A 24,407-nucleotide genomic window follows, 5' to 3' on the forward strand; every position below is an offset into this window, starting at 1 on the left:
ATCGGGCCGATATTTGGCCGGCAATCAAAGGGGAGCGCCGACATGGCAAAGGAAGATTTCCGTCACAGCATGCCGTTGCGGGTGCGTTGGGCCGAGGTGGATCCGCAGTCGATCGTGTTCAATGCGCATTACCTGACCTACTGCGATATCTGCGTGACGGAGTACTGGCGGGCGGTGGGGATCCGGTATCCGGAGGATGTACTGCACGCGCACGGCGTGGATATCTTCGTGGTGAAGTCCACGCTGGAGTATCACGCATCGGCGCGCTTTGACGACATGCTGGAGATCCGGGGGCGGATTGCCCGCCTGGGCCGCTCCAGCATGCTGTTCCGCGTGGAGATGTACCGCGGCGACGAGCACCTGGTCACGGGCGAGATCGTCTATGTCTGCGCGGATCCCGCTACGCAGAAGTCGGCGCCGATTCCGGGGCCGGTACGGGAAACGATCACGGCTTATGAAGTGGTGAAGCCGGACGCTTGAGCCGCCCGGCTTCTGAAGGCCTTCACTGCGGCGGCGTTGGCCTGCGTGCAAGCTAGCGCCGCTCGAATGCGCCTGAAAATTCAACGCGACGCTATTCCCGCATCCTCCATATACGCCCGGATCACCGCATCGAAATCCGCGTCGCCCTGGAACCCCAGCGCCAGCGCACGCTCCGTATTCCAGGCGGCAGGCCAGGTGCCGACGATATTCTCGATGCGCGCCTCGCGCTCCCAGCTCACGCGATCCGCCACGCTGTCGCCGGCCACGCGCCGCAATGCCGCGACCATTTCCTTAGGCGTGACCGACAAGCCGGGCAGGTTCACGGTGCGTCGTTGGCCAAATTCGGCGCCATCGATTTCCATGCCCCGCACCAGCGCGGCAATCGCCCCGCGCGGGGACAGCAGCCACAACGGCGTTTCCGGCGAGACCGGGCAATTGGCGGCAACGCCTGCCAGCGGCTCGCGGATGATCCCGCTGGCAAACGACGATGCGGCGGCATTGGGCTTGCCCGGCCGCACGCTGATGGTCGGCAGCCGCAGCACGCGGCCGTCGACAAAGCCGCGGCGGCTGTAGTCCGACAGCAGCAACTCGCCGATGGCCTTCTGCGCGCCGTAGGAAGATTGCGGATTGAGCGCGGTATCGTCCTGCACCACAGCGGGCAGGATGCCGCCGTACACGGCTACCGAACTGGTGAACACCACGCGCGGCCGGACGCCATGTTTCACGTGAAGCGCCCGGCAGGTTTCCAGCAACGCGCGCGCGGCATCCAGGTTCACGCGCATGCCCAGGTCAAAATCCGCCTCGGCCTGGCCGCTGACCACCGCCGCCAGATGGAACACCGCGCCGGTGCGCGCATCGATGGCCTGCGTCAGTACCGCGGGATCGGACAGGTCGCCGGTGACCACGCGCACGCGCGCGTCGTCCAGCGGGGGCGGCGCTACCACGTCGAGCAGCGTCAGGCCTGCGATGGCCACGGGCTTGCCGTCGATGTCCAGTGTGCCGCGTCTTAGCAGTTGGCGGGCCAGTTGCAGGCCGAGGAACCCGGCCCCGCCGGTGATCAGTACTTGCATGTTCGTCTTCCAGTTTTGCGGCCGTGGGCGGCGCGTTTGGCTTGATGGATTCGCTTGGCGCAGATGCGGCCTTTCAACCTTTCAGGTAAGGCTTGAGCCAGCCCAAACCCGCCGAGGTGCCGGCGCGCGGACGGTATTCGCAGCCGATCCAGCCGTCATAGCCCAGGCCGTCGATCACGTCGAACAGGTACGGGTAGTTCAGCTCGCCCAGGTCCGGCTCGTGGCGCTCTGGCACGCCGGCGATCTGGATGTGGCCGATGCCGGCAAAATCGCGCTTGAGCTTGACGGCGAGGTCGCCCTCCACGATCTGGCAGTGGTAGCAGTCGAACTGTACCTTCAGGTTGGCCGCGCCGACTTCCTTGCAGATGGCCTGTCCGTCGTCCTGGCGGTTGAGGAAGTAACCCGGCATGTCGCGCGCATTGATCGGCTCGATCAGTACGGTGACGCCCTGGGCGGCAGCGGCCTGCGCGGCATGCGCCAGGTTCTCCAGGTAGCAGGCGCGATGACGCCCGTGGTCCGCGCCGGCCGGCACCAGGCCGGCCATCACGTGGACCTTGTTGTTGCCGATCACGGCAGCGTATTCCAGCGCACGGGCGAAGGCATCGCGGAACTCGGCTTCGCGCCCCGGCAGGGCGGCCATGCCGCGCTCGCCGGCGTTCCAGTCGCCCGGCGGCGCGTTGAACAGCGCCTGCGTCAGGCCATTGGCATCGAGGCGGGCGCGGATTTCGGCAGCAGTGTGCTCATACGGGAAGAGGTACTCCACGGCCTTGAAACCGTCCGCCGCCGCGGCGGCGAAGCGGTCCAGGAAGGCGTGCTCGGTGTACATCATCGACAGGTTGGCGGCAAAACGCGGCATGCGGTGCTCCAGGAGAATAGGTTGTTGTTGGCTGTTCTTGGCTGTTCTTGTAAGGGCGGATCAGCGGTTGACCAGCTTGGCGGGCGTCAGCCAGACCAGCCCGGCGCCGATCACCAGCATGGCCGACAGCACATACATGCTCGACTGCGTGCTGTGGGTGAGGTCGGTCAGGTAGCCCACCATGTACGGTGCCACAAAGCCAGCCAGGTTGCCCACCGAATTCACCACCGCAATGCCCGAGGCCGCGGCCAGCCCGGACAGGAAGGCAGTCGGCAGCGACCAGAACAGAGGGGCGCAGGTCAGCACGCCGGCGGCGGCCAGGGACAGCGCGGCGATGGCCACCACGGTATTGTGGGTAAACGAGGCGGCAATGGCAAAGCCCACGGCGCCCATCAGCGCCGGCACGATCAGGTGCCAGCGGCGCTCGCGGCGGGCGTCGGCGCTGTGGCCGAGGAAGTTCATCACCACGATGGCACAGATAAACGGGATGGCGCTGAGCAGGCCGATATTGAGGTTGCCGGTAACGCCGCTGGTCTTGACCAGGGTGGGCATCCAGAACGTCAGCGCATATTGCCCGGTGACAAAGCAGAAGTAGATCAGGCACATCCACCAGACGCGGCGGTCCTTGAACACGGCGCCAAGCGAGTGGCCGGTGCCCGAGGCGCTGGCCTGGCGCGCGTCTTCGGAGATATTGCGCTTGAGCACGCGCTTCTCGTCCGCATCCAGCCACGGCGCCTGGTCGATGCCGTTCTTGAGCACGAACACGGTGATGATGCCGATCAGCAGCGCGGGCACGGCTTCGATCAGGAACATCCATTGCCAGCCACGCATGCCGCCGTAGTCATGGAAGGCGTCCATGATCCAGCCCGACAGCGGGTTGCCGAACATGCCGGCCACCGGGATGCCCGACATGAACAGCGCGATCATCTTGGCGCGCCGGTTGGCGGGATACCAGTAGGTCAGGTAGAGGATCACGCCGGGATAGAAGCCCGCCTCGGCCAGGCCGAGCAGGAAGCGCATGATGTAGAAGGTGGTGGGCGTCTTCACGAACACGAACAGCGCCGAGATGATGCCCCACGTGATCATGATCCGCGCGATCCAGATACGCGCGCCAATCTTGTGCATCAGCAGGTTGCTGGGCACTTCGAACAGGAAGTAGCCGATGAAGAACAGCCCCGCGCCAAGGCCGAACACGGTTTCGGAGAACGCCAGGTCCTGCGCCATCTGCAGCTTGGCGAAGCCCACGTTGACGCGGTCCAGGTAAGCGATGACGTAGCACAGCATCAGGAACGGCATGATGCGCCAGAACACCTTGCTGTAGGCGCGTTTTTCTATGTCGCGGTCGATGTCTTGGCCGGCGCCGGCTAGCGCGGCCTGGGTGGATGTATTCATGGTTGTCTCCGTATTTCGGCTTGGTTCCGGCTTGTTTCCGTTGTTAGTGGCAAGCCGTGGGCGAACGCTGCCCTTGCCGCGGCCCAGGCGTTAGCGAGGGCGTGCGGCGGGAGGTTCTGCTTTGCTTTTGTTTCTGCTTTTCTGGGCTGTGTCTTGGCTACATGCCTGAGTCCCTACCAGCGCGCCTTGAACGTATCGAGCAGTTCGGCCAGCGCTTGCTCGTCGAGCGGGTCAGGCTTGTCCTTGAGCATCAGCCAGAGCTTGGCGGTTTCTTCGAGTTCCTCGAGCGCGAAGGCCGCGCGCGAGACGGTGGCCTCCCACACCACCGGGCCAAGGCGCGCGAGCAGCACGCCGCGCACTTCAGCGGCCAGCTGGGCAACACGCGCCGCCACCGCCGGGTCGCCCGGGCGATGGTAGGGAATCAACGGGATATGCCCGACCTTCATCACGTAGTAAGGCGTGATCGGCGGCAGCACATCGTCCGGTTGCCATGCGCCCGCCAGGCTCAGCGCCACCAGGTGGGTGGAGTGCGTGTGCACCACGCCGTGGGCCTGCGGGTTGTTGTCATAGATGGCGCGGTGCAGGGTCAGCGTCTTGGACGGCTTGTCGCCGGCCACCCAGTTGCCGCCACTGTCCACCTTGGCGATGGCGGCCGGGTCCAGCATGCCCAGGCACGCATCGGTCGGCGTGATCAGCCAGCCGTCCTCCATGCGCGCGCTGATATTGCCGGCGCTGCCGACGGTGTAGCCGCGCTGGTAGAGGCAGGCGCCGATGCGGCAGATCTCTTCGCGCAGGCTGGCTTCGGTGCTCATGCTTCACCTCCAAGCTGGCGCAGGGCCTCATCAAAAAAGTCCACGCCGCCGAAGTTGCCGGACTTGAGCGCCAGCGCCAGCGGCCGTGCTTCCAGCGTGACGGTGGCGGGCACGCCCGGCGCGATCTGCGTGCCGATGCGCAAGGCTTGCACGCCCAGCGCCTGCACCACAGCCCCCGAGGTTTCGCCGCCGGCCACCACGAAGCGGCGCGTGCCGCGTGCTTTCAAGGCGCCAGCGATGTCCGCCAGCGCCTGCTCGACCAGATGGCCGGCACGCTCTACGCCCAGCGCGGCCTGCACCGACTTGACCTCCTCAGGCGTGGTGGTGGCGTAGAACAGCACCGGCTCCTCCTGGGAACTCGCCAGGGCGAGCGCCTCCTCAACCACGGGCGCGCCTTGCGCCAGCGCGAGCGGGTCGATGCGCAGGGCGGGGCGCTTGGCCACGAGCCACTGCGCCACCTGCGCATTGGTCGCCTTGGACGCGCTGCCGGCCAGCACCACGGCCGGGCCGGCTACGGGCGCCACGCTGTCGGCATCCGCGCGTTGCGGCAGCACGCCGGCGCGGCGGAAATTGGCGGGCAGGCCGAGCGCCAGGCCGGAGCCGCCGGTGAGCAGCGGCAGATCGGCGCACGCCTCGCCCAGCGTATGCAGGTCGGCATCGCTCACGGCATCGGCAATCGCCAGTTTCACGCCATCGCCGCGCAAGGCGGCAATGGCCTGGCGGGCCGCGTCGCTGCCGCGCGCCACGGCGTCGTAGCGCAGCAGGCCAACCTTGGCCTGGCTTTGGCGCTGCAGCACGCGGACCAGGTTGGCGTCATGCATCGGCGTGAGCGGGTGGTTCTCCATGCCCGATTCGTTGAGCAGTACATCGCCCACGAACAGGTGGCCGCGGAAGATGGTGCGGCCGTTCTCCGGGAATGCCGGGCAGGCGATGGTGAAGTCGCTGCCAAGCGCCGCCAGCAGGGCCTCGGCCACCGGGCCGATATTGCCGGCATCGGTGGAGTCGAAGGTGGAGCAGTACTTGAAGAAGAACTGGCGGCAGCCCTGGGCTTGCAGCCAGCGCAGCGCGGCCAGCGATTGCGCGATGGCGTCAGGGGCGGGGATGGTGCGCGACTTGAGCGCGACCACCAGCGCATCGGCTTGCTCCACGCCCGGCAGCGCCTCGCCGCCGGCCGGCACGCCGATGGTCTGCACGGTGCGCATGCCGTTGCGCACCAGCGTGTTGGCCAGGTCGGTGGCTCCGGTAAAGTCGTCGGCGATGCAGCCGAGCAGGGCGCGCGGGGAAGGGTTCTGTGCAGTCATCCTGGCTTTCCTTACTCGGCCTTTTTTGCCGGCAGTTCGATGCCGGGGAAGATCTTGATCACCGCGGAATCGTCCTCGCCGCCGTGTCCCGCGCTGGACGCCATCATAAACATCTGGTGCGCAGCGGCCGACAGCGGCAACGGGAATTTGCTGGTGCGCGCGGTATCGAGCACCAGGCCGAGGTCCTTGACGAAGATATCGACCGCGGACAGCGGCGTGTAGTCGCCCGACAGGATATGCGGCACGCGGTTCTCGAACATCCACGAGTTGCCCGCGCTGTGGGTGATGACCTCGAACAGGGCATCGGCATCCACGCCTTCACGCAGGCCCAGCGCCATGGCTTCGGCCGCCGCGGCGATATGCACGCCGGCCAGCAACTGGTTGATGATCTTGACCTTGGAGCCGGCGCCATGCGCGTCGCCCAGGCGGTAGACCTTGCCGGCCATGGCGGCCAGCACATCCTCGGCCAGCGCATAGGCTTCGGCCGGCCCGGAAGTCATCATGGTCATTTCGCCGCTGGCGGCGCGAGCGGCGCCGCCGGAGACCGGCGCGTCCAGCAGCAGGATGCCGCGCTCGCCCAGCCGCTTGCCCAGTGCTTCGGCAAAACTCGGCGGCACGGTCGCGCTGGCGATCACCAGGGTGCCGGGGCGCAGGCCGCTTGCCGCGCCTTGTTCGCCGAACAGCACGGCCTCGGTCTGCGCGGCGTTGACCACCAGCGTCACCACCACATCGCATTTGCCGCCGAGCTCGGCCGGGCTGGCGCAGGGGATGCCGCCCGCATCGGCAAAGCGCTGCAGCACGTCGGGCCGCAGGTCGCAGGCATGTACCTTGAAACCGGCGCGCAGCAGGCTGTGCGCTACGCCGTTGCCCATCGCGCCGAGGCCGATGACGCCAATTGATTTGCTCATGAAGACTCCTGCCGGGAGGGCAGTGATCAGTGGATCAGTGGGAGAGGCCGCGCGCGGGCGCGTCGGCAAGGTCGGTGGCCGTGTCGGGCTGCCCGCCATGGGACAGGCGCCGAGCCGCGTTGTACATATGGGTCTCGGCCGCGTTGCGCGCGGCCAGCGCGTCGCCGGCGCGGATGGCGGCCACGATGGCCTGGTGTTCCTCGCGCACCTGGCGCGAGAAATCCGCGCGGCGCGCCTCGTTGGTACGGGTCACACGGGTAGCGGTTTCCAGGTACTGGCTCAGGAACGCCAGCGTCTTGAGAAAGAACGGATTGCCGGTGGCCTCCGCGATGGTCCGGTGAAAGGCCACGTCGGCAGCCACGCCATCGCCGCCGGCGGCTTCCTCGGCGTCGATGCGCGCCAGCGCAGAGTCGATGGCCATCATGCTGGCATCGGTGCGGTCGCGCGCCGCCTGGGCCGCCACCTCAGCCTCGATGGCCCGGCGCAATTCCACGATGTGCAGCACGGATTCCAGCGTGGCCACATCGGTGTAGTCGATCCGCAGCGGCCGGATGCCGGCCTGCTCGGTAACGAACACGCCGCTGCCCTGGCGCGATTCCACCACGCCTTCGTGGCGCAGCCGCGCGATGGCTTCGCGGATCACGGTGCGGCTGACGCCGAATTCCTCGGACAGCACCGCCTCCGTGGGCAGCTTGTCGCCACGGCCGAAGGCGCCGTTCTCGATCTTCTCCAGCAGTTGTTCAGCAACGGTGTCTGTCAGGGCTCGGGCCGGGACTTTCTGGAACACGGGAGGCCTCAGGTGATTAGGTAATATGGTCATCATACAAATTTGCTGGGAGGAATGCCGATCGGTAATTACCCCTATCCCTTCATTTATGTGGCATTGCAGCAATTGTTGGTATCGCTTGCCCACGTTGTGGCCGGAGTATCATGACGGCCGCTCCCCTGGCTGTTTTTTTCACCGCTTTGCGCTTTCGTACCGAACACCTATGACAATCACCATCCGCCTCGCCCCCTGGTCCGAAGCACGCGAAACCGCGCGCGCCATCCGCTATGCCGTCTTCGTCGAAGAGCAGGGCGTGCCGGTGGAGCTGGAATGGGACGAATGGGATGAGCCGAGCTGGCACGCCCTGGCGCTGGCCGAGGACGGCAGCGCGCTGGCCACCGGCCGCCTGCTGCCGGATGGCCACATCGGCCGCATGGCGGTTCTCAAGTCCGCGCGCGGCAGCGGCGTCGGCGCCATGGTGCTGGACGCCCTGATGGCTAAGGCCGCGGCGCTTGGCTACCCCGAGCTGGTGCTCAATGCGCAGAGCTATGCGGCCCCGTTCTACGCGCGAGTGGGCTTCGAGCAGGTCGGCGAGGAATTTGAAGAGGCCGGCATTCCTCACGTGGAAATGCGCAAATTGCTGCGTTGAGCGCGACGGCCGGCTTGTCGTCAGGCGTGGGCCTGCCGCGCAAACAAGGGCCGCGCCAATAGCGCGCTGGCGCTGGCCGCCAGCCATACGGCCGCCCAGCCATAGCCGGCGGCCACTACGGGAATCGCCAGCGGCACCAGGAAGAAGCCCGAGAACGCAAAGGTATTGCCCAGCCCGAGCGCGGTGCCCGCGCGGCTGGCACCTGCAATCGTCGCCAGCTCGGTGAAGGCCACGCCATGCCAGGCCGAAGTGCAGATGCCGCCCAGCACCAGGCAAGCCATCAGCACCGGCGTAAGCATGGCATGCCAGCCCGGTGCCGCGGCGCACAGCCAGGTCAGCCCCGCCAGCGTGGCGAACACAAGCAAGGTCAGCAAGCTGCAAGCGCGCATATAGGCGCGGCGGTTGCCATGGCGATCCGTCCAGCGGCCGCTCCATACCCGCATGACGGCGGCGCCTACCTGGACCGCCGCCACGGCCATGCCCGCCACGGCAATGCCGATGTGGCTGAAATCGTGCAGGAAGATCGTCGCGAAGGTCAGCACGGCCACTTGCGGCACGCACATCAAGCCCATGCCGCTGACCAGCCTCCAGACCTGCGCACTTCTCAATGGGCCGGGGCCCGGCTTGCCGCGCGCACCGCTTGCGGGCAACGTGGCGCGCGCCGGGTCGGCCGGCGGCTCGTGCATCCAGCGCCAGGCAAATACCACGGTGACGCCGCAGAGCACGGCCAGCGTGCCGTAGACCGCGGCAAAGCCAAAGGACTGCGCCAACATCGGCAGCGTCAGCGCGCCAATCCCGCCACCGGCGGGCACCGCGGTCTGGCGGATGCTCATAGCAAGGCCCCGTTCGCCTTCGCGGAACCACGCCATCACGGCGCGGCCGCTGGAGCCGTTGACGCTGCCACCCAGCAGGCCCAGCATCAGCAAGCCCAGCGCCAGCAGGGCGTTGCCCGGGATATGGCCCGGCAGCGGCGCCACGAACGCCGCCATCAGCACCAGCCACAGCGCGGTGGCCACCAGGCCGGTCAGCAGCACGCGGCGGTCGCCCCAGCGGTCGGTCAGCAAGCCCCACGGCACTTCGCTTACCGCAATGCCGAGCCCCATCATGCCCAGGCAAAAACCTAGCTGGCCATCGCTGATCCGGTAGCCGGCGCGCATCAGCACCGCGGTGGTGGGAATGCCCGAGAACGCAGCGGCAAAGCTGGCATTGGCCGCGACGCCGAGGACCAGTACTTTCCAGCGGTGACCCGGGCCGTGGCGTGGGGCGAGGGCTGCGCCGGCAGGGCCAGGCATAGCGGCAAACGGGAGCGGGGAGGGAACGCGGGGCACGGGATCATCCTTGGGAAAGCGGCACATGCAGGCCTTGACGCACGGATTCTGCTGCTCCAGAATAATCCTGAATATCAGATAATTATTGATTAAACATCCCAAACAACAGGACGGTTTGCGATGGCAACTGTGAACTTCGACCTCGATGTGATGCGCAGCTTCGTGGTGGGCATGGAGCTTGGCAGCTATGCGCGGGCCGCCGACCGGCTCGGCCGCTCCACCTCGGCGGTCAGTGCGCAGCTCAAGAAGCTGGAGGAGCAGGCTGGCACGGCGATCTTTCGCAAGGCCGGGCGGGGACTGGCGCTGACGGAGGCGGGCGAGACCATGCTGGCCTATGCACGCAGGCTGCTGGAGCTTAACGACGAGGCCGCCGCCGCCGTGCAGGGCGTGGCGTTGGAGGGCTGGGTGCGGTTCGGCTTGCAGCAGGATTTTGGCGAAGTGCTGCTGCCCGAGGTGCTGGGCCGGTTCGCCCGTGCGCATCCCAAGGTGAAGATCGAGGCACGCGTGGCGCGCAACACCGAGCTGCTGGACAGCGTGGCCGCCGGCCGGCTGGACCTGGCGCTGGCGTGGGACGACGGCGTGCGGATGCCGCACGTGGAGCAGGTGGCGATGTTGCCGATGCGCTGGATCGGGCCCGCCGCCGCGCGCGCGCCGTGGCAAGCCAGCGGCCCGCTGCCCCTGGTGGCGTTCGAGGCGCCGTGCCGTTTCCGCACGGCCGGCACCGCCGCGCTGGACCGCGCCGGCATGGCCTGGCGGGTGGCTTTCAGCAGCGCGAGCCTGGGCGGCCTGTGGGCCGGGGCGGCGGCCGGGCTGGGGCTGACCATCCGCACAGGCATGGGCTTGCCGCCGTCCGTGAGGGCCTGGGAGCCGGGCGAGGGCGGGCTGCCCGAGTTGCCCTCGCTGGCACTGGCGCTTTACCGCAAAGATGCTGAGCTGGAGGCGCCCGCCGCCCGGCTGGCAGGCATCGTGAGCGAGGCGGTTCGGGCCGCGTTGCCGGCCAGGCTGGCGGCTGCGGCCTGAAGCCGCCGCACGCGGGGCTTGCGGTCAGCCGTCTACGCTGTACCATCGCGGTCTTTGTTTTTGCCGCCGCTTTTCGCGTTGATCCCGTCCATGTCTGAATTCCGTTCCCGCCTGCTCCAGGCCCTGGCCGACGCCACGCCGGCCCTGGACCTCGACCGCGCCCCGCCGGGCGAGCCCCCAGCCGGCGAAGACCTGCTGTCCGCATGGCTGCAGCCCTGGCTCGCGGAGCATTGCCTGGTGAAAGTCGACTGGCGGGATTTCAGCACGCTGGGCGTGCAAGCCGTGGCGCGCCTCGCGACGCTGCGCGCGGCCGGCGTCTCGGCCATCGACGTCGACGATCTCTACGACGAAGACGGCATTCCGCTAGGCGGTGACGACAACGATTTCGATATGGAGCCCGCCGCGCTCTACCTGGCGCACGTCAACCGCGAACTGGCGCCGCACGGCATGCAACTGCTGGAGATCGGGCATTTCGACGATGCATGGCTGCTGGCCGTGCGCAATGACCCCGCCGCGATCCGGGCGCTGAACGTGGCATTGCGCCCGACCGGCTTGGCGGCCCAGCAGTACTGAGCCAGCCTCCCTAGCGCGGCGTGGGGATCGAGCCGGCGTCGCGCGCCACCCGCAGGTGGCCGCGGTAGGACACCTCGCCGGTGCGGCCGTTGGCGTCGAAGCTGCGTTCGCTGAGCTCGAAGCGGCCATCATGGCGCACGCGGAGCACGGTGCTGGCGCGGGTGCCATAGCTGGGCGAGCGGATGAAGGCGGAGGACAGCAGCTTCTCCCACTCCGGGGTCACCCCCGTGCGCGGGAGTTCGCAATCCAAGGCCTGGCGATCGTTGGCCAGCAGGTCCAGATAGGGCTCGATGCTGGCGCCGGCCAAGCCGGTATCGGCGGCCAGGGTCTCGGCGAGCGCGCCGACGCGGCTGCGCACCTTGGGCCATGGCGTATCCAGCAAGGCGTTGGACAGGCCGTAGATGCCGGGCTTGAGGCGCTGCGGATAGGGCGATGCGCCACGGTTGCTGTACCACCAGAGCTCGCGCAGGTCACACGCCAGCAGGTTGAATCCGTTGTAGACGCCGCTACGGGGCGTCAGCCCGGACAGATAGGATTGGGGGTCGCTGTCGCCACGCAGGAACCCGGCCACCAGCTCGCCGCGCGAGCGGGCATCGGTGCGTTTTTCGGAAGGGGCGCGGTAGTTGGTCAGGGCAGCAAAGCGGCCGTCGCCGGCCAGGCCCATCCAGGTGCCCGGCTCTCCGATCACTTCCGCCAGGTCGCGGCCGGCCAGCACCTGGGGGGCGTCTTCCCACCAATGCACGGGCGACGCCGGGCGGGCGTAGAACTCGTCGCGGTTGCCGGCCACCACCAGGGCATAGTCCGGGTGCGATTGCCAGGCCACCAGAATCAAGCACATAGCGCTTCCTTTGCTGCATTCACTGCGGTTGCCACATTCACTGCATTGTCTGCGATTCGATCGTCGGTTTCGTCATTCGGGGACCACTGCGGCGGGGCCGTTCCACGGCCACCATCAGAGCTGGTCGATATCGACAAAACGCTCCACCTGCCGCTCGCCGCTGATCCACTGCTGCAGCCCGCTCTGCCGCCAAAGCCCATCGAGCAACTGGTCGAAGGCTGGCGGCACATCGGCGTAGGCTTCCATCCAGGTCTGCATGCCGTCGCGCGCCTCGGGCCTGCGTAAGAGCGTACCACCAATTCCGCTCGCTTCGGCAACGGTCTCCATCCAGCGGTGCCAGTGCGCAATGGCCTCATCGGCACGGGCTTCCGGTACCCGGAAATAGACGTAAAGATGGTCGCTCATGGCTATTCCCAGTATGGCTATTGCCAGGGATTCAGGCGGCGTCGCCGAACGGGACCGCGTAGGGCAGCTCGCCCACGCGCACCGGGCTGCCGGTAGCGCTGCCCAGGTGCAGGGCGCCACCCGCCGCATCGATCTTCAGTTCGGCCAGGCCGTCCCAGCCGCCTTGCGGCGCGGCGGCGGCATTGACCAACATGCCGCAGGGCTGCTCAGGATCCTCGGGGCGGAAGATCTCGGTGGCCGCGGCCGGCACCTCGCCTTCGCCGTGGATCAGCCACATGCGGCGCTTGAGCGTGCCGCGGTACTGGCTGCGCGCGACGATTTCCTGGCCCGGATAGCAGCCCTTGCGAAAGCTCACGCCGCCGACCAGCTCCAGGTTGATCATCTGTGGCACGAACTGCTCCTGCGTGGCAACGGCGATGCGCGGCACGCCGGCCTGTACTTCCAGCCAGTCCCACACCACGGCATCCACCGGCACTAGTTGTGCCGACAGCGCAGCCTGGACTTCGTCGGCCTGTTCGGCCGGCAGCACCACCTGCCAGCGCGGCAGGCCGGCGCCGTCGGGCAGCCGGATCACGGTGGCGCTGGCAGCCGCGGCGCTGTCCCAGGGCTCGGCCGGGGCGGGCAGGCCTGCCGCCTGCAGGGCGGCAGCGCCACTGGCGCCCGCCACGCCCAGCACGGCGCGGGCCGGCGTGAGATCGGACAGCTTGGCCTTGGCGCGCAGCACGAACATCGACAAGCGCTTCTGGATAGCGGGCTGCAGGTCGGCGGACAGCTGCAGGACGATGCCTTCCTCGTCACGCCATATGAGGAAGCTGGCCAGCAGCCGGCCCTTGGGCGAGCAGTAGCCGGCCAGGCGGGCGGTGCCGGCGGCCAGGTCGTCCACGGCATTGGTCAGCTGGGTATGCAGGAAACTGCCAGCGTCTTCGCCGGCAACCCGGATCAGGCCCAGGTGCGCGGGGCGGCAGACGACTCCGCTTTGACGCACGGCTTCGAACTGGGTGGCACGGTCTGGGGCAGGGGCATTCATGGCAGGTATCGCAAGCAAGGGGCGCACGGATGCGCCGGATGGAAAGTGCAAGGAGCTACAAGCGGCTAAAGGTGCAAGGCTCCCGGTATTATATGAGGCTGTCGCCATTTCAGCCGGGATGCCCCTGGTCAACACTGGGTGAGCCCGGCTTTGCCGCGGTGCATTGTGCGCCGCTACTCTCTCTTTTACATGAAACGTCTTTTCCTGCGGCTGGTGCTGGTCGCCGTGATTTTTACGATTGCCGCCGCCGGCGCCTTTGCCTGGTGGGCCAATCGTCCACTCACGCTGACTGCCTCGCCCATCGAGGTGGTGATCAAGCCCAACTCCAGCGTGGCCAGCGTTGGCCGCCAGATCCAGCGCGGCGGTGTGCAGATGGACCCTCGCCTGTTTGCGCTGCTGGTGCGGCTTACCGGCCACGGCGCCGACCTCAAGGCTGGCGGCTACGAGTTCGACAATAGCGCTACGCCGCTGTCGGTGATCGGCAAGATCGCCCGGGGCGAGGTCAACCACTATGTGCTGACCGTCATCGAAGGCTGGGAATTCCGCAAGATGCGCGCCGCCGTGGATGCGCACCCGGCGCTCAAGCACGATAGCCGCAGCCTGTCGGACGCGGAATTGATGAAGGCCATCGGCGCGCCCGAGCCGGGGCCGGAGGGCCTGTTCTTCCCCGACACCTACCTGTTCGCCCGTGGCAGCAGCGATCTCGAACTGTACAAGCATGCCTATCGCGCCATGCAGCGCCGGCTGACGGACGCCTGGAACGCCAGGGCGCCCGACCTGCCGTACAAGTCGCCTTATGATGCGCTGATCATGGCCTCGATCGTGGAGAAGGAAACCGGCCAGCAGGCCGAGCGAGCGCTGATTGCCGCCGTGTTCGTCAACCGGCTCAAGAAGGGCATGATGCTGCAGACCGATCCCACGGTGATCTACGGCATGGGTGAAGCGTTCGAGGGCAATATCCGCAAGCGCGACCTGCAGGCCGACACCCCTTACAATACCTACACACGCAACGGCCTGCCGCCCACCCCGATCGCATTGCCCGGGCTGGCCTCGCTGGCCGCCGCCACCGCGCCGGCCCCGTCCGACGCACTGTATTTCGTGGCGCGCGGCGACGGCAGCAGCCATTTCTCCAACTCGCTTCCCGAACACAATCGCGCGGTAGATAAATACCAGCGCGGTAAATAAGTCTCCCCATGCGCGGAAAATTCATCACATTCGAAGGCATCGACGGTGCCGGCAAGAGCACCCACGTGGAATGGGTGGCGGAGCGCCTGCGCGCCCGCCTGGCGGGCATCGCACCCGTGGTCACCACCCGCGAGCCCGGCGGCACCCCGCTTGGCGAGGATCTGCGGCAGTTGCTGCTGCATCGCAAGATGCACCTTGAAACAGAGGCCTTGCTGATGTTCGCCGCCCGCCGCGAACATATTGCCGAGGTCATCGAACCCGCTCTGACGCGCGGCGACTGGGTGGTTTCCGACCGCTTCACCGATGCCACCTTTGCCTACCAGGGCGGTGGCCGGGGCCTGCCGCGCGCACGGCTCGAAGTGCTGGAAACCTGGGTGCAGGATGGCCTGCAGCCCGATCTCACGCTGCTGTTCGACGTGCCGCTGGAAACCGCCAGCGCGCGCCTGGCCGGCGCCCGCGAGCCCGACAAGTTCGAGGCCGAATCGCGCGCCTTCTTCGAGCGCACGCGGCAGGAGTACCTGCGCCGCGCGGCGGAGTCCCCGCAGCGTTTCCGGGTCATCGACGCCACCAGGAGCATTCCCGAGATTCAGGTAGAGCTTGAGAAAATCCTTGCAACACTTTGAATTGGCAGCATTATTCGAGAATCGTGATCATGGTGGGGCTGGCCGAACCCGCCGTCACCTGTCGCTCGCGCTACCTGCGTAGTCACACCAAGTTTCAACCCTAACTCACTGATCCGCATGCTTTATCCCTGGCAGAAAGAAGACTGGCAACGGCTGAACGCGCTGCGCGAGCGGCTCCCGCATGCCTTGCTCATTCACGGCCAGCAAGGCATCGGCAAGCGCGACCTGGCGCTGCATTTTGCCCAGGGGCTGCTGTGCGAGACGCCGCGCCCCGATGGCCAGCCTTGTGGCACATGCTCCGCTTGCCACTGGTTCAGCCAGGGCAACCATCCGGACTTCAGCGTGGTGCGCCCGGAGGCCATGGAGGCGGCGGGCGACGCGGAGACGGATGAAAGCGGCAAGAAGAAAGCGCCCAGCAAGGTTATCCGCATGGAGCAGGTGCGGGCCCTGATCGAAACGGTCGGCATCGGCACGCACCGCGCCGGGCGGCGCCTGGTGGTGGTCTATCCGCTCGACGCCTTGCAGCATGAAGGCGCCAACGCCTTGCTCAAGACGCTGGAGGAGCCGCCGCCGTCCACCGTGTTCCTGCTGGTGACCGACCGGCTGGACCGCGTGCTGCCCACCATCCTGTCGCGCTGCCGCCAGTTTTCCGTACAACGGCCTACGGCCGACGCTGCCATGCGCTGGCTGAGCAGCCAGGGCGTGGGGGATGCCGAGGCGCAGCTGGCGCTGGCCGGCGGCTCGCCGCTGACCGCGCTGCATGCCGCCGAGGCCGAGGAGCAGCCGATGCAGCGCTGGCTGGTGAGCCAGCTTGGCGCGGGCGCCGGCTTCGATGCGCTGGCGGCGGCCGAGCAGGTGCAGAAGCTGCCGGTACCGTCGGTGCTTGGCATCCTGCAGCGCTGGACGTACGATCTGCTGTCGGCCCGCTTGGCCGCAACCCCAGGGCCGCGTTATTTTCCGCGCGAGCAGGCTGCCCTGGTGCGTTGCGCACAGGCTACGGATGCACACCGGTTGCAGGCGTTCTCTACGCGGCTGGTGGGCCACCGCCGCAGCGAGAACCATCCGCTGGCGGCTCGCCTGGTGATGGAGTCCGTGTTTCTGGAATACCGGCAGTTGTTTCAGTAAGTCGAATTCGTTGAACAAGTCCAATATGGCCTGAAGGCCAAAAGTCAGTAACAAGGGGTCAGTGATGAACACAGACGTGACAGGGGCACGGGGCGCCAGCGTTCCCGGGGCCGCAGGCTTGGCCGCCGCCGGCGGCATCGGGGCACCGACGGTCCCGGGCGCAGCTTCCCGGCCCAACGTGCTTTCGTTGTCGATCAAGGACCAGGCGGGCCTCTACGCGGCCTACATGCCTTTCCTGCATCGCGGCGGGATCTTTGTCCCGAGCAACCGGCCCTTTCGGCTGGGCGAGCAGGTCTTCCTGGTGCTCTCGCTGCTGGACCGGCCGCAGAAGTACCAGATCGCCGGCCAGGTGGCATGGATTACCCCGGTTGGCACGCCCAACAAGACGCCCGGCATCGGGATTCACCTGCCGGATGACGACAACGGCCGCAACCTGCGCCGCGCGGTGGAAGAGATCCTGGGCAAGACCATTGAGTCCGGTCGGCCCAGCCAGACGTTATAGCTGACCTTGGCTCTGTGTTTTAAGTCATTGATGTAGCTGGTTTTTTACCAAGACTTGTTTAGTCTGTCCTAGAAGAAATTCAACAATGCGTGATACCGCCTTTACCGTCCGTCCCGCGCTGCAGCGCGACCTGGCCAACATCGTCGCCATCTACAACAGCACCGTCGCTTCGCGCATGGTCACGGCGGACACCGAGCCCGTGGCGGTGGAATCGCGCCAGGCCTGGTTCGACGAGCATCAGCCGGAGCGACGTCCCTTGTGGGTGGCCGAGGACGGTGAAGGGCGCATGGCCGGGTGGCTCAGTTTTTCCGACTTCTACGGACGCCCGGCCTACGGCGCCACCGCCGAAGTCTCGATCTACCTGGACGCCACCCGCCGCGGGCAGGGCCTGGGGCGCTACCTGCTGCAGCAGGCCATCGCGCATGCGCCGCAGATCGGGGTCAATACGTTGCTGGGCTTCGTCTTTGGCCATAACGCGCCCAGCCTGGCCCTGTTCGCCTCGCTCGGCTTCGAGCGCTGGGGCAACCTGCCGCGCGTGGCCGTGCTCGATGGGGTCGAGCGCGACCTGATCATCCTTGGCCGGCATCTGACGAAGCCGGCTGAGTAGGACCGCACGCGAGCCAGGCGCGGCCATGCGGCTGGCGCGCTGGCACGACCATATACAATGGCGGGTGGCGCCCCCCCGCGGCGGCGTCTCTCTCCGGAAACCGCCCCCATGTTTGTCGATTCCCACTGCCATCTAGATTTCCCCGAACTGGCCGAGCGCCTGCCCGAATTGCTGGAGAACATGCGCGCCAACCAGGTGACGCATGCCCTGTGCATCTCGGTCACGCTGGAAGACTTCCCGCGCGTGCTGGCACTCGCCGAGCAGCATCCGCACCTGTATGCCACCGTCGGCGTGCATCCCGACTACGAGGAGGGCGAGGAGCCCACGCTGGAGCGCCTGCTGGCGCTGTCGGCGCATCCGCGGGTGGTCGGCACCGGCGAGACCGGGCTCGACTATTACCGTCTCGAAGGCCGCAGCATCGCCGACATGGAGTGGCAGCGGGAGCGTTTCCGCACCCATATCCGCGCCGCGCGGCAGACTGGCAAGCCCCTGATCATCCATACCCGTTCGTCTGCCGAAGACACCCTGCGCGTGATGCGCGAGGAAAGCGCGGGCGAAGCCGGCGGGGTGATGCATTGTTTCACCGAGAACTGGGAGGTCGCCCGGCAATCGCTGGATCAGGGTTTCCACATCTCGTTCTCCGGCATCGTCACCTTCAAGAACGCGGTGGAGTTGCAGGAAACCGCGCGCAAGATTCCGCTGGACCGCATGTTGATCGAGACCGATTCGCCGTACCTGGCGCCCGTGCCATACCGCGGCAAGACCAACCAGCCGGCCTGGGTGCGCCACGTGGGCGAGTTCATCGCCAACCTGCGCGGCATCCCGGTTGAGGAACTGGCGGAACGTACATCGGATAATTTCTTCCGTCTTTTCAAGCATATAGATAGGAAATCTCATGCTTAACATGAAATCTGTCCGACACCTCGCCGCTGTCGCCGCCATGCTGGCAGGCACCATGGCCTGGGCCACGCCTGTCGACGATATGCGCCATGCGGTGGAGTTCGATGACGTCAAGGCCGCCCAGAAGATGCTGGCGCGCGGGGTCAATCCCAACCTGGTGGATGCCAAGGGCAATCCCATGCTGGTGGTGGCGTTGCGCGAGAAGTCGCTGAAGGTGGCGGAGGCGCTGATCCGCGCGAAGGACATCGATTTCGACAAGGCCAATGCGGCCGGCGAGACACCGCTGATGATGGCCAGCCTGCAGAACGAGCTGGGCCTGGTCAAGCTGATGGTCGACCAGATGGAGGTCGAGATCAACAAGACCGGCTGGACGCCGCTGCATTACGCGGCGACCAACGGCAACAATGAGATCGTCAAGTTCCTGGTCGACCATGCTGCCTATATCGACGCGGAAAGCCCCAACGGCAGCACGCCGCTGATGATGGCGGCGCGCGGCGGGCATATCGAGACGGTCAAGCTGCTGCTTGAAGAAGGCGCCGACATGCGGCTGAAGAACCAGCAGGGCATGACCGTGATCGACTTTGCCGAGCGCTATCACCAGAAGGAGATCGCGGACGGACTGAGGTCGCGCTGGCAGAAGCTGTATCCGCAGACGCCGTTAAGCTCGCAGCCTCCGCAAAAGGGCTGGAACTGAGATAAAGAGAACGCGCCGGGCTAAAACCCGGCGCGTTTTTGCTTGGTTCTTGCCCAAGCGCCCACGCGTTCAGGCTTTCAAGCGTCGTCGGCCAGACGCACGCCGGTGAACTGCCAGCGCTGGTGTGGGTAGAAGAAATTGCGGTAGCTGGCGCGGATATGCGATTCCGGCGTGACGCAGGAACCGCCGCGCAGCACCATCTGGCTGCACATGAACTTGCCGTTGTATTCCCCCACGGCGCCGGCGCTAGGCCGGAAGCCCGGGTAGGGCTGGAAGGGGCTGGCAGTCCATTCCCACACGTCGCCAAACATCTGCCGCAACACGCCGGACGTATTCTGGCGATCGGGCAGGGGCCGAAGCACGCGTCCCTCGACAAAATTCCCGGTAGCCGGCAGGTTGCGCACGGCGTGCTCCCATTCCGCCTCGGTGGGCAGGCGGCGCTCGGCCCAGCGGGCAAAGGCATCGGCCTCATAGAAGCTGATATGCGTGACCGGGCTGTCCGGATCCACCGGCTGCATGCCGCGCAGGCTCATTTGCCACCAGGTGCCTTCGCGCTCCTCCCAGTACAGCGGCGCCTCGATGCCCTGTTCGCACACCCAGCGCCATCCATCCGACAGCCATAGCCCGGCGGTACGGTAGGCGCCATCCTCGATAAATTCGAACCACTGGTGGTTGCTGACCGGGTGCGAGCACAGCTGGTACGGCTGCAGCAGCACGTTGTGGCGCGGGCCTTCGCAATCGAAGGCAAAGCCGTCGCGGTCATGGCCGATGGCGACCACGCCGCCGGCAAAGCGGATCCATTCCGCAGCCGGGCGCGGATCGGCGATCACGGGCGCCAGCAGCTCCGGCGCGAAGGCCGGCTTCAGCGGGTTTTGTGCGAACAGATGCAGGATGTCGGTCAGCAGCAGCTCCTGGTGCTGTTGCTCGTGGTTCAGGCCAAGCTCGATCAGCGCCGCCTCGGCATCGGTCTGCGCGCTGGTCAGCAGCCCCAGCATGGTTTCGTCGACGGCCTCGCGGTAAGCCAGGATCTCGTCGAGCGACGGCCGCGACAGCAGGCCGCGGCGTGGCCGCGGGTGGCGGGCGCCGACGGATTCGTAGTAGGAGTTGAACAGGTAGCGATACTGCGGATCCAGCGGCTCGTAGTCCGGGATACGCGCCGTCAGCACGAACTCCTCGAAGAACCAGGTGGTATGCGCCAGATGCCATTTGGCGGGGCTGGCGTCGTCCATGGACTGCACCGTGGCGTCGGCGTCGGTGATGTCGGCGACCATGGCCTCGGTGGCCGCGCGTACGTGGCGGTACTTGGACAGCAGGGCTGGCTCGTGCGGCGGATGTACGGCGCTGGCAGGCAGCAGGGCAGAGGACATGCGGGCTCCCGGATCGGACTATGCATCTGCCGCGGATGCCGCTTTGGGCTGCGGCTGGCCGTGGCGTGTGGATTGCGGACAGGTTCCGACCCAGGCCTGCACAACAAGGCCGCGCGGGCTTCCCCCTGGATGGACATGCACCGAAACCGCTAAGGCGTTCGGAACCATCATAGACCCGATCGCGCGGTGGGCATAGCAGGCTCGCGCCTACAAGAATCCGTAGCAGGGCGCGGCGCTGCAAGACACGCGGGCTCAAGCGCAAAACGCCCGCCGGCATGACTGCGGGCGGACGTTTTGCGCTTCGGCGGTGCGGCGCGAGGCCGCCGCGCCGCGATCAGGCTGCCAGGGCTGCCACGGCGCCGTTGGCGGCGACCAGGCTGGCTTCGCGGGCTTCGGGGCCCATTGCCAGGCCGTGGGCGCGCACGTACGTGATGTCGGTCATGCCCAGGAAGCGGAACACCACGTCCACGGTCTGTTCATGCAGGTCCAGGGCGTTGGCGTCCTGGCGCACGCCGCCGCGCGACGAAACCACGATCACGCGCTTGCCGCCGGCCAGGCCGACCGGGCCGGTCTCGGTGTACTTGAAGGTGCGGCCAGCCTGGGCGATGCGGTCGATCCAGGACTTGAGCTGGCTGGGGATGCCGAAGTTGTATTGCGGCACACCGACGACCAGCACATCGGCTTCGAGGAATTCCTTGAGGAAGGCTTCGGTGCGTTGCAGCTCGCTCTCCTGCACGGCGTTGAGGCCGTCCTTCGGGCCGCCCAGCACGGGCAGCAGCGCGCCGGACAGGTGCGCCGGTGCGTCCTGGTCCAGGTCGCGCACGGTCAGGGTGGCTTCAGGGTGCTTGGCGCGCAGGTCGGCAACCACCTTGGCGGTCAGGCTACGGGAAGCGGAATGGCCGCCAAGTACGCTCGAGTCGATTTGCAAGATCTTCATGTTCATCTCCACTGGGGTTCGGGTTGGATGAATGAAAGATAGCGGTCTGCCATTGATGCCGGTAGTGGGGCAAAATAGAACTTATTGTTCCAGGGGCAGAACGCAAGCCGAGCTGCTACCCTGGCGCGCTCCTTTCCCCAAGGATGACCCATGCAAGACCTGAACGACCTTTCGCTGTTTGCCCAGGTGGTCCAGCACGGCAGTTTCTCGGCCGCGAGCCGTGCCAGTGGCGTGCCGAAGTCACGGCTAAGCCGGCGCATTGCCCAGCTGGAGCGCGACCTGGGGGTGCAATTGTTGCGCCGGACCACCCGGCAGGTGCGCGTGACGCCCATCGGCGAGGCCTACTACGAGCGCTGCCGCGCCATGCTGGCGGAGGCGGAAGCGGCGCGTGAAGTGATCGAGCAGGCTCGTGACCAACCCGGAGGCACCCTGCGCGTGAGTTGTCCCGTGGCGATTGCCCAGAACCTGCTGGCGCCCGCCATCGGGCATTTCATGCAGGCCAACCCCGGTGTGCGCATCGAACTGGAAGCCACCAACCGCCGCGTGGACGTGATCGCCGAAGGCTTCGACCTGGCGCTGCGGGTGCGCGAGGTGATGGACGACTCGTCGCTGGTGGTGCGCACCTACGGCGAGAGCCCGCTCATGCTGGTAGCCAGCCCGGCGTTGCTGGACAGCATCGGCCGCCCGCGCACGCCCGAGGCGCTGGACGGCATGCCCGGCGTCAACCAGAAGCCGCACGACGGCAAGCATGTCTGGACGCTGACCTGCAATACCGGGCAATCGATCTACGTGCCCTACGACCCGCGCCTGGTCACCGACGAATTCGCCTTGCTGCGCGCGGCGGCCATCGCGGGCGTGGGCGTGGCGATGCTGCCGCGCATGTTCTGCCGCGATGCCATCGAGACCGGGGAGCTGGAGGTGCTGCTGCCGCAGTGGATCATGCCGGTCGGGACGCTGCACGCGGTCTTTCCCTCGCGCAAGGGCATGCCGCCGGCGCTGCGGCGCTTCCTGGATTTCCTTGCCGACATCCTGCCCGAAACGGCTTGGAAGGCGGGCATGCAGCCGCTGCGCCAGCCGGGCATGCACCGGCCCATCGGCCAGATCTGAGACGTGCGCGCAACTTGTGCCTTTACCTTCACGGCGCGGCGCACTAAGGTAAATATGCATGTCGCGCGTGGAGCCAGAGGCGCTTCGGCTCCAGGCGGCACATTCGCGCTTTCGTTTTCTGATCCGGACAAGGAGTGACGACCATGAGTGGTTCTCAGCCATCGCAGGACCTGGGCAAGGCGGTATTGCGGATCGTGCTTGGCGTGCTGGTCCTGCTGCACGGGATCTCCAAGCTCATCGCCGGGCCGGGGTTCGTGACGCAGGTGGTGACGCAGGCCGGACTGCCTCCGGCGCTGGCCTATGGTGTCTACATCGGCGAGGTGGTGGCGCCGGTCCTGCTGATCCTCGGCTTGTGGGCCCGGGTCGCCGCGCTGATCGTGGTCGTCAATATGCTGGTGGCGGTGGGCCTGGTGCATATGAAGCAGCTAGCCATGCTGGCGGACACCGGTGGCTGGGCGCTGGAGCTGCAAGCGATGTTCCTGGGCGGCGCCATCGCGGTCGCGCTGCTGGGCGCGGGGCGCCTGAGCGTAGGCGGCATCAGCGGCAAGTGGAACTAGCGTAGCTGCCCGCAGCGCTGCGGGGCGCCCTCAGGGCGTCCAGCGGCCCAGCGTTTCGGCCACGAACATGTCGGGCGGCAGGGCGGGGGACCACAGGTAACCCTGGCCAAGGTCGCAGCCCAGGGCTTGCAGCGCGTCGCGCTGCGCGGGGGTTTCAATGCCCTCGGCCACGCATTCCAGCTTGAGGTCGCGCGCGAGGTTGATGACGTTGCGGCAGATCGCCGCGCGCTGGCTGTTGCCCGGCACCGCCACCACGAACGAGCGGTCGAGCTTGATCTGGGTGAAGGGCAGGTCCGCCAGCAGCTTGAGGGTGGCGATGCCGATCCCGAAATCGTCGATGGCCACGCCGTAGCCAAGCAGGCGCAGGCGGTTCAGCGCAATCGATAGGGCACGGGTGTCGTTTACCGGGTAGCCCTCGGTCAATTCGATATTCAGCAACTGGCGCGGCATGCCGCTGGCTTCCACCATGGCGTCGAAGGCGTCGAGCACGCCGGGCCGGCACAGCGTCTGCGCGGAAGCATTGATGCTCAGCGGGATGCGCACGCCGCGCGCCAGCAACTGGCGCTGCACCGAAAGGCATTGCTGGCCCGCCAGCTGGAAGATGGCATCGGCCTCGCCCAGCGCCTCGAGCCTCGGGATGAAGAGGTCGGGCCGGATCAGCCCCATGGTCGGATGGCGCCAGCGGCAAAGCGCTTCCGCGCCGGCCAGTGCGCCGGTGCTGATCCTGAACTGCGGTTGCAGCATGATGAAAATGGCGCCGGGCGTCTGCATCGCTGCCAGCAGGTCGCGGTCGTCCGGCTGGCTTGGCGCGGCAGCCGGGGCTTCGGCGGTGAGGTCGCGCTCCAGCGCATCCTGCAGGATTTCTTCCAGCACCACCGCCGAGATCGGCTTGCGCACCGCGCGCACATGGGCGAGCCCAACTGAATCGGCCAGGCTCACGTGGGAATCGATGATGTCGTCCTGCAGCGCGGACACCCATACCCACAGGGGCTGGGCGCCGGCGAAGGCGTGGTCCTTGCGCCGGGTCAGCTCGTCCATCATGCCGGGCCCGTTGAGCCCCGGCATCTCGATATCGCAGAGCACGAGGTCGACCTTGCGCGCGGCCAGCAGGTCCAGCGCGATGCGGCCGTCGGCGGCGCAATGCACGTCGCTCACGCCCAGCTGGGTCAGCAACTGTTCCGCCGCCAGCAACTGGAACGGGTGGTCATCGACCACCAGGGCGGACAGTCCGGCGTAGCGCGTCTGCATGGTTGGCTCGGGATTGGGGCGATGGAAATCGGCCGATGAGAACGGCCGAGTGGATTCGAGGCAGGCTTCGTCCATATTAGCGCACATGCCGCGCCGCGGGCACGCCATCGTACGGGCGGATGCCGACGCC

27 protein-coding genes are annotated in these 24,407 nt (G+C 67.0%); 13 read left to right on the forward strand and 14 right to left on the reverse strand.

Annotation, left to right across the window (positions count from 1 at the left end; genetic code table 11):
• Positions 1–42: 42 nt before the first annotated feature.
• Positions 43–480 (forward strand): YbgC/FadM family acyl-CoA thioesterase, encoded by a 438-nt coding sequence (locus ACYP5B_RS31765; protein ID WP_150990356.1) that lies wholly within the window; start codon positions 43–45, stop codon positions 478–480.
• An 80-nt stretch (positions 481–560) separates the two neighbouring features.
• On the opposite strand, the gene denD is transcribed toward ACYP5B_RS31765, so the two are convergent.
• The 7 genes from denD to ACYP5B_RS31800 all read right to left on the reverse strand — a co-directional run bounded on the left by denD (position 561) and on the right by ACYP5B_RS31800 (position 7,606).
• The gene (gene denD, locus ACYP5B_RS31770; protein ID WP_459572295.1) at positions 561–1,550 is read right to left on the reverse strand and encodes a D-erythronate dehydrogenase; all 990 of its coding nucleotides are present in this window, start codon (positions 1,548–1,550) and stop codon (positions 561–563) included.
• 73 nt (positions 1,551–1,623) lie between these two features.
• Positions 1,624–2,406 (reverse strand): 2-oxo-tetronate isomerase, encoded by a 783-nt coding sequence (gene otnI, locus ACYP5B_RS31775; RefSeq protein WP_267603089.1) that lies wholly within the window; start codon positions 2,404–2,406, stop codon positions 1,624–1,626.
• A 60-nt stretch (positions 2,407–2,466) separates the two neighbouring features.
• Positions 2,467–3,798 carry an MFS transporter gene (locus tag ACYP5B_RS31780; protein WP_459572296.1) on the reverse strand — a complete coding sequence of 444 codons (1,332 nt, stop codon included), beginning with the start codon at positions 3,796–3,798 and terminating at the stop codon, positions 2,467–2,469.
• Between the two features lie 173 nt (positions 3,799–3,971).
• Positions 3,972–4,610: a 3-oxo-tetronate 4-phosphate decarboxylase gene (gene otnC, locus ACYP5B_RS31785; RefSeq protein WP_459572297.1), complete on the reverse strand. Its 639-nt coding sequence runs from the start codon at positions 4,608–4,610 to the stop codon at positions 3,972–3,974.
• Positions 4,607–5,911, reverse strand: a complete 1,305-nt coding sequence (otnK, locus tag ACYP5B_RS31790) for a 3-oxo-tetronate kinase (protein ID WP_459572298.1) — start codon at positions 5,909–5,911, stop codon at positions 4,607–4,609. The genes otnC and otnK overlap by 4 nt, the downstream gene beginning before the upstream one ends.
• Positions 5,912–5,922: 11 nt before the next feature.
• On the reverse strand, positions 5,923–6,819 hold the full coding sequence (ltnD, locus tag ACYP5B_RS31795) for an L-threonate dehydrogenase (RefSeq protein ID WP_267603084.1): 897 nt from the start codon (positions 6,817–6,819) through the stop codon (positions 5,923–5,925).
• Between the two features lie 34 nt (positions 6,820–6,853).
• Positions 6,854–7,606 carry a FadR/GntR family transcriptional regulator gene (locus tag ACYP5B_RS31800; RefSeq protein ID WP_267603082.1) on the reverse strand — a complete coding sequence of 251 codons (753 nt, stop codon included), beginning with the start codon at positions 7,604–7,606 and terminating at the stop codon, positions 6,854–6,856.
• 202 nt (positions 7,607–7,808) lie between these two features.
• On the opposite strand from ACYP5B_RS31800, the gene ACYP5B_RS31805 reads away from it, so the two are divergent.
• Positions 7,809–8,234, forward strand: a complete 426-nt coding sequence (locus tag ACYP5B_RS31805) for a GNAT family N-acetyltransferase (protein ID WP_267603080.1) — start codon at positions 7,809–7,811, stop codon at positions 8,232–8,234.
• Between the two features lie 20 nt (positions 8,235–8,254).
• Here the strand turns inward: ACYP5B_RS31805 and ACYP5B_RS31810 are convergent, their stop codons facing one another.
• Positions 8,255–9,526 (reverse strand): MFS transporter, encoded by a 1,272-nt coding sequence (locus ACYP5B_RS31810; RefSeq protein WP_459572326.1) that lies wholly within the window; start codon positions 9,524–9,526, stop codon positions 8,255–8,257.
• A 156-nt stretch (positions 9,527–9,682) separates the two neighbouring features.
• On the opposite strand from ACYP5B_RS31810, the gene ACYP5B_RS31815 reads away from it, so the two are divergent.
• Positions 9,683–10,582: a LysR substrate-binding domain-containing protein gene (locus ACYP5B_RS31815; protein WP_459572299.1), complete on the forward strand. Its 900-nt coding sequence runs from the start codon at positions 9,683–9,685 to the stop codon at positions 10,580–10,582.
• Positions 10,583–10,672: 90 nt separating this feature from the next.
• Entirely contained in the window at positions 10,673–11,155 is a 483-nt protein-coding gene (locus tag ACYP5B_RS31820) for a hypothetical protein (protein WP_459572300.1), read from the forward strand.
• Between the two features lie 10 nt (positions 11,156–11,165).
• On the opposite strand, the gene ACYP5B_RS31825 is transcribed toward ACYP5B_RS31820, so the two are convergent.
• The 3 genes from ACYP5B_RS31825 to ygfZ form a co-directional block, all read right to left on the reverse strand.
• A complete protein-coding gene (locus tag ACYP5B_RS31825) occupies positions 11,166–11,993 on the reverse strand; it encodes an NRDE family protein (RefSeq protein WP_400092983.1) in 828 nt (275 codons plus the stop codon).
• Positions 11,994–12,107: 114 nt separating this feature from the next.
• Positions 12,108–12,398 (reverse strand): DUF4936 family protein, encoded by a 291-nt coding sequence (locus ACYP5B_RS31830; protein WP_150990383.1) that lies wholly within the window; start codon positions 12,396–12,398, stop codon positions 12,108–12,110.
• A 31-nt stretch (positions 12,399–12,429) separates the two neighbouring features.
• A complete protein-coding gene (ygfZ, locus tag ACYP5B_RS31835) occupies positions 12,430–13,425 on the reverse strand; it encodes a CAF17-like 4Fe-4S cluster assembly/insertion protein YgfZ (RefSeq protein WP_267603072.1) in 996 nt (331 codons plus the stop codon).
• 189 nt (positions 13,426–13,614) lie between these two features.
• Between ygfZ and mltG the strand changes: the two genes are divergently transcribed.
• From mltG to ACYP5B_RS31870, 7 genes are all read left to right on the forward strand, one after another.
• Positions 13,615–14,610 (forward strand): endolytic transglycosylase MltG, encoded by a 996-nt coding sequence (gene mltG / locus ACYP5B_RS31840; protein ID WP_400092980.1) that lies wholly within the window; start codon positions 13,615–13,617, stop codon positions 14,608–14,610.
• 8 nt (positions 14,611–14,618) lie between these two features.
• A complete protein-coding gene (gene tmk, locus ACYP5B_RS31845) occupies positions 14,619–15,233 on the forward strand; it encodes a dTMP kinase (RefSeq protein ID WP_400092979.1) in 615 nt (204 codons plus the stop codon).
• A gap of 117 nt (positions 15,234–15,350) precedes the next feature.
• Entirely contained in the window at positions 15,351–16,358 is a 1,008-nt protein-coding gene (locus ACYP5B_RS31850; protein WP_459572301.1) for a DNA polymerase III subunit delta', read from the forward strand.
• A gap of 64 nt (positions 16,359–16,422) precedes the next feature.
• A complete protein-coding gene (locus tag ACYP5B_RS31855) occupies positions 16,423–16,860 on the forward strand; it encodes a PilZ domain-containing protein (protein WP_267603067.1) in 438 nt (145 codons plus the stop codon).
• Between the two features lie 85 nt (positions 16,861–16,945).
• Positions 16,946–17,467 carry a GNAT family N-acetyltransferase gene (locus ACYP5B_RS31860; RefSeq protein ID WP_318235380.1) on the forward strand — a complete coding sequence of 174 codons (522 nt, stop codon included), beginning with the start codon at positions 16,946–16,948 and terminating at the stop codon, positions 17,465–17,467.
• Positions 17,468–17,575: 108 nt separating this feature from the next.
• Complete coding sequence (locus tag ACYP5B_RS31865) at positions 17,576–18,370, forward strand: TatD family hydrolase (protein ID WP_459572302.1); 795 nt, start codon at positions 17,576–17,578, stop codon at positions 18,368–18,370.
• Between the two features lies 1 nt (position 18,371).
• Complete coding sequence (locus ACYP5B_RS31870; RefSeq protein ID WP_459572303.1) at positions 18,372–19,061, forward strand: ankyrin repeat domain-containing protein; 690 nt, start codon at positions 18,372–18,374, stop codon at positions 19,059–19,061.
• A 77-nt stretch (positions 19,062–19,138) separates the two neighbouring features.
• Here ACYP5B_RS31870 and egtB read toward each other — a convergent pair whose 3' ends face one another.
• The gene (gene egtB, locus ACYP5B_RS31875; protein ID WP_318235377.1) at positions 19,139–20,428 is read right to left on the reverse strand and encodes an ergothioneine biosynthesis protein EgtB; all 1,290 of its coding nucleotides are present in this window, start codon (positions 20,426–20,428) and stop codon (positions 19,139–19,141) included.
• 334 nt (positions 20,429–20,762) lie between these two features.
• Entirely contained in the window at positions 20,763–21,365 is a 603-nt protein-coding gene (locus ACYP5B_RS31880; protein WP_318235376.1) for an FMN-dependent NADH-azoreductase, read from the reverse strand.
• Between the two features lie 150 nt (positions 21,366–21,515).
• Between ACYP5B_RS31880 and ACYP5B_RS31885 the strand changes: the two genes are divergently transcribed.
• Both ACYP5B_RS31885 and ACYP5B_RS31890 read left to right on the forward strand, forming a co-directional pair.
• Positions 21,516–22,472: a LysR family transcriptional regulator gene (locus ACYP5B_RS31885; protein WP_400092973.1), complete on the forward strand. Its 957-nt coding sequence runs from the start codon at positions 21,516–21,518 to the stop codon at positions 22,470–22,472.
• Positions 22,473–22,615: 143 nt separating this feature from the next.
• Entirely contained in the window at positions 22,616–23,029 is a 414-nt protein-coding gene (locus ACYP5B_RS31890) for a DoxX family protein (RefSeq protein ID WP_459572304.1), read from the forward strand.
• Positions 23,030–23,059: 30 nt separating this feature from the next.
• Here the strand turns inward: ACYP5B_RS31890 and ACYP5B_RS31895 are convergent, their stop codons facing one another.
• On the reverse strand, positions 23,060–24,277 hold the full coding sequence (locus ACYP5B_RS31895) for an EAL domain-containing response regulator (protein ID WP_400092969.1): 1,218 nt from the start codon (positions 24,275–24,277) through the stop codon (positions 23,060–23,062).
• Positions 24,278–24,407 lie beyond the last annotated feature (130 nt).

Source organism: Cupriavidus sp. 8B (assembly GCF_054589115.1).